General features: G+C 62.4%; 7 protein-coding genes. 5 read left to right on the forward strand and 2 right to left on the reverse strand.

Annotated elements, in window-relative coordinates; translation table 11 throughout:
• Nucleotides 1-18 precede the first annotated feature (18 nt).
• Both ACQ4N9_RS25980 and ACQ4N9_RS25985 read right to left on the reverse strand, forming a co-directional pair.
• Nucleotides 19-1,239 (reverse strand): CaiB/BaiF CoA transferase family protein, encoded by a 1,221-nt coding sequence (locus ACQ4N9_RS25980; RefSeq protein WP_390969990.1) that lies wholly within the window; start codon nt 1,237-1,239, stop codon nt 19-21.
• A gap of 15 nt (nt 1,240-1,254) precedes the next feature.
• On the reverse strand, nt 1,255-2,436 hold the full coding sequence (locus tag ACQ4N9_RS25985) for an acyl-CoA dehydrogenase (RefSeq protein WP_110995052.1): 1,182 nt from the start codon (nt 2,434-2,436) through the stop codon (nt 1,255-1,257).
• 167 nt (nt 2,437-2,603) lie between these two features.
• Here ACQ4N9_RS25985 and ACQ4N9_RS25990 point away from each other — a divergent pair, with 167 nt between their 5' ends.
• The 5 genes from ACQ4N9_RS25990 (at nt 2,604) to ACQ4N9_RS26010 (ending at nt 8,495) form a co-directional block, all read left to right on the forward strand.
• The gene (locus ACQ4N9_RS25990) at nt 2,604-3,518 is read left to right on the forward strand and encodes a LysR family transcriptional regulator (protein WP_390969992.1); all 915 of its coding nucleotides are present in this window, start codon (nt 2,604-2,606) and stop codon (nt 3,516-3,518) included.
• Between the two features lie 410 nt (nt 3,519-3,928).
• Nucleotides 3,929-5,050: a Re/Si-specific NAD(P)(+) transhydrogenase subunit alpha gene (locus ACQ4N9_RS25995; protein WP_390969994.1), complete on the forward strand. Its 1,122-nt coding sequence runs from the start codon at nt 3,929-3,931 to the stop codon at nt 5,048-5,050.
• 11 nt (nt 5,051-5,061) lie between these two features.
• Nucleotides 5,062-5,376, forward strand: a complete 315-nt coding sequence (locus ACQ4N9_RS26000) for an NAD(P) transhydrogenase subunit alpha (protein WP_110995049.1) — start codon at nt 5,062-5,064, stop codon at nt 5,374-5,376.
• Nucleotides 5,377-5,378: 2 nt separating this feature from the next.
• Nucleotides 5,379-6,815, forward strand: a complete 1,437-nt coding sequence (locus ACQ4N9_RS26005; protein ID WP_125462104.1) for an NAD(P)(+) transhydrogenase (Re/Si-specific) subunit beta — start codon at nt 5,379-5,381, stop codon at nt 6,813-6,815.
• Between the two features lie 186 nt (nt 6,816-7,001).
• Complete coding sequence (locus ACQ4N9_RS26010; RefSeq protein WP_110995047.1) at nt 7,002-8,495, forward strand: acetyl-CoA hydrolase/transferase family protein; 1,494 nt, start codon at nt 7,002-7,004, stop codon at nt 8,493-8,495.
• The last annotated feature ends 7 nt before the right edge of the window (nt 8,496-8,502 follow it).

Raw genomic sequence — 8,502 nt, forward strand, 5'->3', positions numbered from 1 at the left:
CTCTATATAGCTACAGCGTCAGAGCACGCCTGCAGTACGCAGCTCGTGCACCACCATCGCATCCAGGCCCAGTACATCGCACAGCACTGCCTCGGTATGCTCCCCCAGCAGCGGAGGTGCCTGCCGGTACTCCACCGGTGTCTCCGACAACCTGATCGGGCTGGCCACCTGCGGCACATTCCCCGCCAACGGATGCGGGATGTTCACCGCCAGCCCCCGAGCCAACACCTGCGGATCCTGGAACATTTGCGCCAGGTCGTTGATGGGACCACAAGGCACACCTGCCTTCTCCAGTTCACTCACCCATTCAGCCGTAGTCTTGAACACCGTGGCCTGACGAATCAGCGGAATCAACTCGGCCCGATTCGCCACACGCTGCTTGTTGGTAGCGAACCTCGGATCATCCGCCCACTGCGGCTGCCCAGCCACTTCGGCAAACTTGCGGAACTGCCCATCATTACCCACGGTAAGAATGAAATTGCCATCCGCCGTCGGGAAATCCTGGTAGGGCACGATATTAGGATGCGCATTACCCAACCGCCGCGGAGCGTTTCCTGTGGTGAGGTAGTTCATCGCCTGGTTGGCCAGGCAAGCCACCTGGACATCCAGCAAGGCCATATCGATATGCTGACCAACCCCGGCCTGGTCCCGATGGGCGAGGGCAGCCAGGATCGCCACCGTCGAATACAGGCCAGTAAGGATGTCGGTCAAGGCCACCCCAACCTTCATCGGCCCGGCACCTTCCTCACCTTCCGGCCGCCCGGTCAGGCTCATCAGCCCGCCCAAGCCCTGGATCATGAAGTCGTAGCCGGCACGCTTGGCATACGGCCCGGTCTGGCCGAAGCCTGTGATCGAGCAATAGATAAGCTTCGGGTTGATCGCCTTGAGGCTCTGGTAATCCAGACCATAAGCCGCCAGCCCGCCGACCTTGAAGTTCTCGATGACGATGTCCGACTTGGCCGCCAGCTCGCGCACCAGGCGCTGGCCTTCAGGCTGAGTGAAGTCGATGGTCACCGAGCGCTTGTTGCGGTTGGCCGACAGATAGTAGGCCGCCTCACTGGTGTTCTCGCCACGCGAGTCCTTGAGGAAGGGCGGCCCCCAGGCACGGGTATCGTCACCCGAGCCAGGGCGCTCGACCTTGATCACATCGGCACCAAGGTCGGCGAGGATCTGGCCGGACCACGGGCCGGCGAGCACCCGAGAAAGGTCCAGCACCCGCAGATGTGAAAGCGCACCCATGGCCTGGCTCCTCTATTAGTAGAACGCCTGGATACCGGTTTGCGCACGCCCAAGGATCAGCGCATGCACGTCGTGGGTACCTTCATAGGTGTTGACCACCTCAAGGTTGACCAGGTGGCGGGCCACGCCGAATTCGTCGGAGATACCGTTGCCGCCCAGCATGTCACGCGCCATGCGGGCGATATCCAGGGCCTTGCCGCAGGAGTTGCGCTTCATGATCGAAGTGATCTCCACCGCAGCGGTGCCTTGGTCCTTCATCTGCCCCAGACGCAGGCAACCTTGCAGGGCCAGGGTGATTTCGGTCTGCATGTCGGCCAGTTTTTTCTGGATCAGCTGGTTGGCGGCGAGCGGGCGACCGAACTGCTGGCGGTCCAGGGTGTACTGGCGCGCGGTGTGCCAGCAGGCTTCGGCGGCACCCAGCGCCCCCCACGAAATGCCGTAACGGGCCGAGTTCAAGCAGGTGAACGGGCCCTTCAGGCCGCGCACATCCGGGAAGATGTTCTCTTCCGGGACGAACACGTTGTCCATGACGATCTCACCGGTGATCGAGGCGCGCAGGCCAACCTTGCCGTGGATGGCCGGGGCGCTGAGGCCTTGCCAGCCTTTCTCCAGGACAAAACCGCGAATGTCGCCGGCATCATCCTTGGCCCAGACCACGAACACATCGGCGATCGGGCTGTTGGTAATCCACATCTTGCTGCCGGTCAGGCGGTAGCCGCCGTCGACCTTGCGCGCCCGAGTGATCATCGAGCCCGGGTCGGAACCATGGTTGGGTTCGGTCAGGCCGAAGCAACCAATCCACTCACCGCTGGCCAGCTTGGGCAGGTACTTCTGCTTCTGCGCTTCGGTACCGAATTCGTTGATCGGCACCATGACCAGCGACGACTGCACGCTCATCATCGAGCGGTAACCAGAGTCGATGCGCTCCACTTCACGGGCAATCAGGCCGTAGCACACGTAGTTGAGGCCGCTGCCACCGTACTGCTCAGGGATGGTCGCGCCCAGCAGGCCGACTTCACCCATCTCGCGGAAGATCGCCGGGTCGGTCTGTTCGTGACGGAAGGCTTCCAGCACACGCGGCGCCAACTTGTCCTGGGCGAACTGGAAGGCGCTGTCACGCACCATGCGCTCTTCCTCAGTGAGCTGCTGATCCAGCAGCAGCGGGTCGATCCAGTTGAAGCTTGCTTTACCGGCCATGTGCGTGTTCCTCGAAACAAAGATGGGAGCGGATTCTTGCGTTGCATTGATCCTAGGCTTGATCGGCTGTCGGGACAAACGAGGATTGCGCACGCTTTAGTGATATTTTCTCACTCCGTGATCGGTAAAACGCCGTACTAACGAGCATACAAGTGAGGTTGATGTACATGCGCCGCAAGATCCCCAGCACCACTGCCCTGGTCTGCTTCGAGGCGGCCGCGCGTCACGAGAGCTTTACCAAGGCCGCCCACGAACTGGCCCTGACCCAGGGCGCCGTCTGTCGGCAGATCGGTGGGCTGGAGGCGTTTCTCAACGTCGAATTGTTCCGCCGCTCGCGCCGAGGCGTGAAGCTCACCGAGGCAGGCTTGTCCTATAGCCGCCAGGTGGCCAGCCAACTGGACGCCGTAGAGCGCGACACCCTGTCGGTCATGCGCCAGCAGGGTGCCAACGTGATCGAGCTGGCCGTGGTGCCGACCTTCGGCACCCAGTGGTTGCTGCCACGCCTGAAGGACTTCCAGCAACGCCACCCGGAGGTCACGGTCAACCTGACCAACCGCACCCGGCCGTTCCTGTTCGCCGACACGCCTTTCGATGCGGCCATCTACTTCGGCGACGCCGACTGGTCCGGCACCCAGGCCCATCGCCTGATGGGAGAAAACCCGGTGCCGGTGTGCAGCCCAAAGCTGCTGGACGGGCAGGGCGGCCTCGACGCCCAGCGCATCGCTGAGCTGCCCCTGCTGCAGCAGACCACCCGCCCGTATGCCTGGCGGCAATGGTTCGATGGGCTGGGCATGAGCGTTGAACGCGACATGGCCGGCCCGCGCTATGAACTGTTCTCGATGCTCGCCCAGGCGGCCATGCACGAAATGGGCATTGCGCTGATCCCACCGTTCCTGATCCAGCGCGAGCTCGAGGAGGGTAGGTTGGTGGTCGCTAACAGGCATGCCCTGTCCAGTGACAAGGCCTACTATCTGATGATTCCAGAGCGCAAGGTGGAGTCTGCTTCGCTACGGGCTTTTCGCGACTGGCTAATAGCGCAGGCACGGCAGTACACTGCAAAAGCCGATAAACTGACCCCGTAGTCAATTATTTTAAACACCTACAGATATATGTATTTGTCGCAAATACGTAATCTGTTCCGGCTGCCCTGAAAAACCCTATCAACCCTAGTTACCATGCGGGTTTGACGGTTATTTTGCGACATTCACAGCAGCAAGGCCGAAAACAGCAGAATTTTTTTCAGATTTTCCCCTAAGCTCCGAATAGCGCGTGCTTGACGGGTTTGTTTCGAATCATTGCGACATACGGTCACAGGGTGACTTGTAGTTTTAAGTTCGTTTCGCTTCAGAACCGGTTGTGGCTCCAATGGTTCATCTGCAAAATGCCTCCCCGCCCCGGATTCAGGCGGGGTCGTGCTCTACGACCACCCAGCGCGCCACCCGAAGTGAGCTGGTTCAAACAAACACAAAAGGTCACCGCAGGAGACAAAGTCGTGCACATTGGTGTTCCTCTCGAGACGCAGACGGGTGAGACAAGGGTCGCCGCGACCCCGGAAACCATCAAGAAACTGGTTAGCCAGGGCCATCAGGTCACCGTGCAACGGGGGGCAGGGCTCAACGCCAGCATTCCGGACAGTGCCTATGAAGCCGTTGGCGCCACACTGGGTGAAGCGACCGATGCCTTCGGCGCGCAACTGGTGCTCAAGGTGGTTGCACCCAATGACCAGGAACTGGCGCTGATCAGCAGCGGCAGCGTGCTGGCCGGCATGCTCAACCCGTTCAACAACGAGCTGATCGGCAAGATGGCCGAACGTGGCATCACCGCCTTCGCCCTGGAAGCCGCGCCTCGTACCTCGCGGGCCCAGAGCCTCGACGTGCTGTCGTCGCAAGCCAACATTGCCGGCTACAAGGCCGTGCTGCTGGCCGCGCATCACTACCCACGCTTCATGCCCATGCTGATGACCGCCGCCGGCACCGTAAAGGCCGCCCGTGTGCTCATCCTCGGCGCTGGCGTCGCCGGCCTGCAGGCCATCGCCACGGCCAAACGCCTGGGTGCGGTGATCGAAGCCTCCGACGTGCGCCCCGCCGTGAAAGAGCAGATCGAGTCGCTTGGCGCCAAGTTCCTCGACGTGCCGTACGAGACCGATGAAGAGCGCGAGTGCGCCGAAGGCGTCGGCGGTTACGCCCGCCCCATGCCAGCCAGCTGGATGCAACGCCAGGCCCAGGCCGTGCACGAGCGAGCCAAACAGGCCGATATCGTCATCACCACTGCGCTGATCCCCGGGCGCAAGGCGCCGACGCTGCTCAGCGCCGAGACCGTCGCGCAGATGAAACCCGGCTCGGTGGTGATCGACCTCGCCGCGGCCCAGGGCGGCAACTGCCCGCTGACCGTCGCTGACCAGGTGGTACAGGCAAACGGCGTAACCATCGTCGGCCCGACCAACCTGCCGGCCCAGGTCGGCGCAGACGCCTCGGCGCTGTACGCCCGCAACCTGCTGGACTTCATGAAGCTGCTGTTCGACAAGGACGGCGCGCTGGTGATCAACCTCGAAGACGACATCGTCGCCGCGTGCCTGATGTGCCGCGACGGCCAGGTCGTACGCAAGAACGGCTGAGGAGCTCGACAATGGAAGACCTGCTGATTTCCCACGGCATCTACAACCTGATCATCTTCGTGCTGGCCATCTACGTGGGCTACCACGTTGTATGGAACGTCACCCCGGCACTGCACACCCCGTTGATGGCCGTCACCAACGCCATTTCGGCGATCGTCATCGTCGGCGCCATGCTCGCGGCCGCGCTGACCGTCACCCCGGCCGGCAAAGTGATGGGCACCCTCGCCGTGGCGCTGGCCGCGGTCAATGTGTTCGGTGGCTTCCTGGTCACCCGCCGCATGCTGGAAATGTTCAAGAAGAAAACCAAGAACGAGGCGCAGAAGTAAGCATGAGCATGAATCTGGTAACGCTTCTGTACCTGGTCGCCTCGATCTGCTTCATCCAGGCGCTCAAGGGCCTCTCGCACCCCACTACCTCACGCCGGGGCAACCTGTTCGGCATGATCGGCATGGGTATCGCCATCCTCACCACGGTCGGGCTGATCTACAAGCTGGGCGCCGAGCTTGCCACTGCCGGTATCGGTTATGTCATCGTCGGCCTGCTGGTCGGCGGCAGCGCCGGTTCGATCATGGCCAAGCGCGTCGAGATGACCAAGATGCCCGAGCTGGTCGCCTTCATGCACAGCATGATCGGCCTGGCCGCGGTGTTCATCGCCATTGCCGCGGTACTCGAGCCGCAATCGCTGGGCATCGTCGCCAGCATCAGCGACCCGATCCCCACCGGTAACCGCCTGGAGCTGTTCCTCGGCGCGGCCATTGGCGCCATCACCTTCTCCGGCTCGGTCATCGCGTTCGGCAAGCTGTCGGGCAAGTACAAGTTCCGCCTGTTCCAAGGCGCACCGGTACAGTTCGCCGGCCAGCACAAGCTGAACCTGATCCTCGGCCTTGCCACCATCGCCCTGGGCCTGCTGTTCACCTTCACCGGCCACTACAGCGCCTTCACCCTGATGCTGGCCCTGGCCTTCATCATGGGCGTACTGATCATCATCCCGATCGGCGGCGCCGACATGCCGGTGGTGGTGTCGATGCTCAACAGCTATTCGGGCTGGGCAGCCGCAGGTATCGGCTTCTCGCTGAACAACTCGATGCTGATCATCGCCGGCTCCCTGGTGGGTTCGAGCGGTGCGATCCTCTCGTACATCATGTGCAAGGCGATGAACCGTTCGTTCTTCAACGTCATCCTCGGCGGCTTCGGCGGTGATACCGACGTCGGTGCGGCGCAAGGCTCCAAGGAGCAGCGCCCGGTGAAGTCCGGTTCGGCCGACGACGCCACCTTCCTGCTGAGCAACGCCGACAGCGTGATCATCGTTCCCGGCTACGGCCTGGCGGTGGCCCGCGCCCAGCACGCGCTGAAAGAGCTGACCGAGAAGCTGGTGCACAACGGCGTGACCGTGAAGTACGCGATCCACCCGGTTGCCGGCCGTATGCCAGGCCACATGAACGTCCTGCTGGCCGAAGCGGAGGTGCCGTACGACCAGGTGTTCGAGATGGAAGACATCAACGCCGAATTCGGTCAGGCCGACGTGGTACTGGTGCTGGGCGCCAACGACGTGGTCAACCCGGCGGCGAAGAACGATCCCAAGTCGCCGATCGCCGGCATGCCGATCCTCGAAGCGTTCAAGGCCAAGACCATCATCGTCAACAAGCGCTCCATGGCCAGCGGCTATGCCGGCCTGGACAACGAACTGTTCTACCTGGACAAGACCATGATGGTGTTTGGTGACGCGAAGAAAGTCATCGAGGACATGGTCAAGGCCGTGGACTGATACCCGCCTCTATATATAGAAGCGTCTAAAGCCCCCTGGTGTTATGCCCGGGGGCTTTTTCATTTGCATGATCCAGATCAACGGCTCTATTCCAAGGCTTCGCCTACGACCATGGTCGCGGGACGGCACCGGGCTAAATCTCTAGACTGCGCTTCCAGTAGCTTCAGTAGCCTGAGATAACAATCCATGTACCGTGATCGCATCCGCTTGTCCTCCCTGCACAGCAAGGTAATGAGTGCGGCTGACGCCGCTGGCCTGATCGAGGACGGCATGACCGTCGGCATGAGCGGCTTCACCCGCGCCGGCGAAGCCAAGGCCGTGCCCCACGCACTGGCCGAGCGCGCCAAGCTGTCGCCGCTGAAAATCAGCCTGATGACCGGCGCCAGCCTGGGCAACGACCTCGACAAGCAACTGACCGAAGCCGGCGTACTCGCCCGGCGCATGCCGTTCCAGGTCGACAGCACCCTGCGCAAGGCCATCAACGACGGCCAGGTGATGTTCATCGACCAGCACCTGTCGGAAACCGTCGAGCAGCTGCGCAACAAGCAACTGACCCTGCCGGACATCGCGGTCATCGAAGCAGTGGCGATCACCGAGGAAGGCCATATCGTGCCGACCACCTCCGTCGGCAACTCGGCCAGCTTCGCGATCTTCGCCAAGCAGGTCATCGTCGAGATCAACCTGTCGCACAACGCCAACCTCGAAGGCCTGCACGACATCTATATCCCGACCTACCGCCCGACCCGCACGCCGATCCCGCTGGTGAAAGTCGACGACCGCATCGGCAGCACCGCCATCCCGATCGACCCGGCCAAGATCGTCGGCATCGTCATCAGCGACCAGCCGGACTCGCCGTCCACCGTGCTGCCGCCTGACCACGAGACTCAGGGCATCGCCGACCACCTGATCGCCTTCCTCAAGGGCGAAGTGGACGCCGGCCGCATGACCAACAAGCTCGGCCCGCTGCAAGCCGGCATCGGCAGCATCGCCAACGCCGTGATGTGCGGCCTGATCGAATCGCCGTTCGAAGACCTGACCATGTACTCCGAAGTGCTGCAGGACTCGACCTTCGACCTGATCGACGCCGGCAAGCTGAGCTTCGCTTCGGGCAGCTCGATCACCCTGTCGAGCCGCCGCAATGCCGACGTGTTCGGCAACCTCGAGCGCTACAAGGACAAGCTGGTGCTGCGCCCGCAGGAGATCTCCAACCATCCTGAAGTGGTGCGTCGCCTAGGCATCATCGGCATCAACACGGCGCTGGAGTTCGACATCTACGGCAACGTCAACTCCACTCACGTCTGCGGCACCCGGATGATGAACGGCATTGGCGGTTCCGGCGACTTCGCCCGCAACGCCCACTTGGCGATCTTCGTCACCAAGTCGATCGCCAAGGGCGGCGCGATTTCCAGCGTCGTGCCCATGGTCAGCCACGTCGACCATACCGAACACGATGTCGACATCCTGGTCACCGAACAGGGCCTGGCCGACCTGCGCGGCCTGGCGCCACGCGAGCGTGCCCGCGCGATCATCGACAACTGTGTGCACCCGGACTATCGCGCTGCGTTGAACGACTACTTCGAACGCGCCTGCCAGCGCGGCGGCCACACCCCGCACATCCTGCGCGAAGCCCTGAGCTGGCACGAGAACCTGGAAGAAAGCGGGCGCATGCTGGCTGGTTGATCCGCTA

It is taken from the genome of Pseudomonas sp. ES1, from assembly GCF_050586605.1.
GTDB lineage: Bacteria > Pseudomonadota > Gammaproteobacteria > Pseudomonadales > Pseudomonadaceae > Aquipseudomonas > Aquipseudomonas sichuanensis.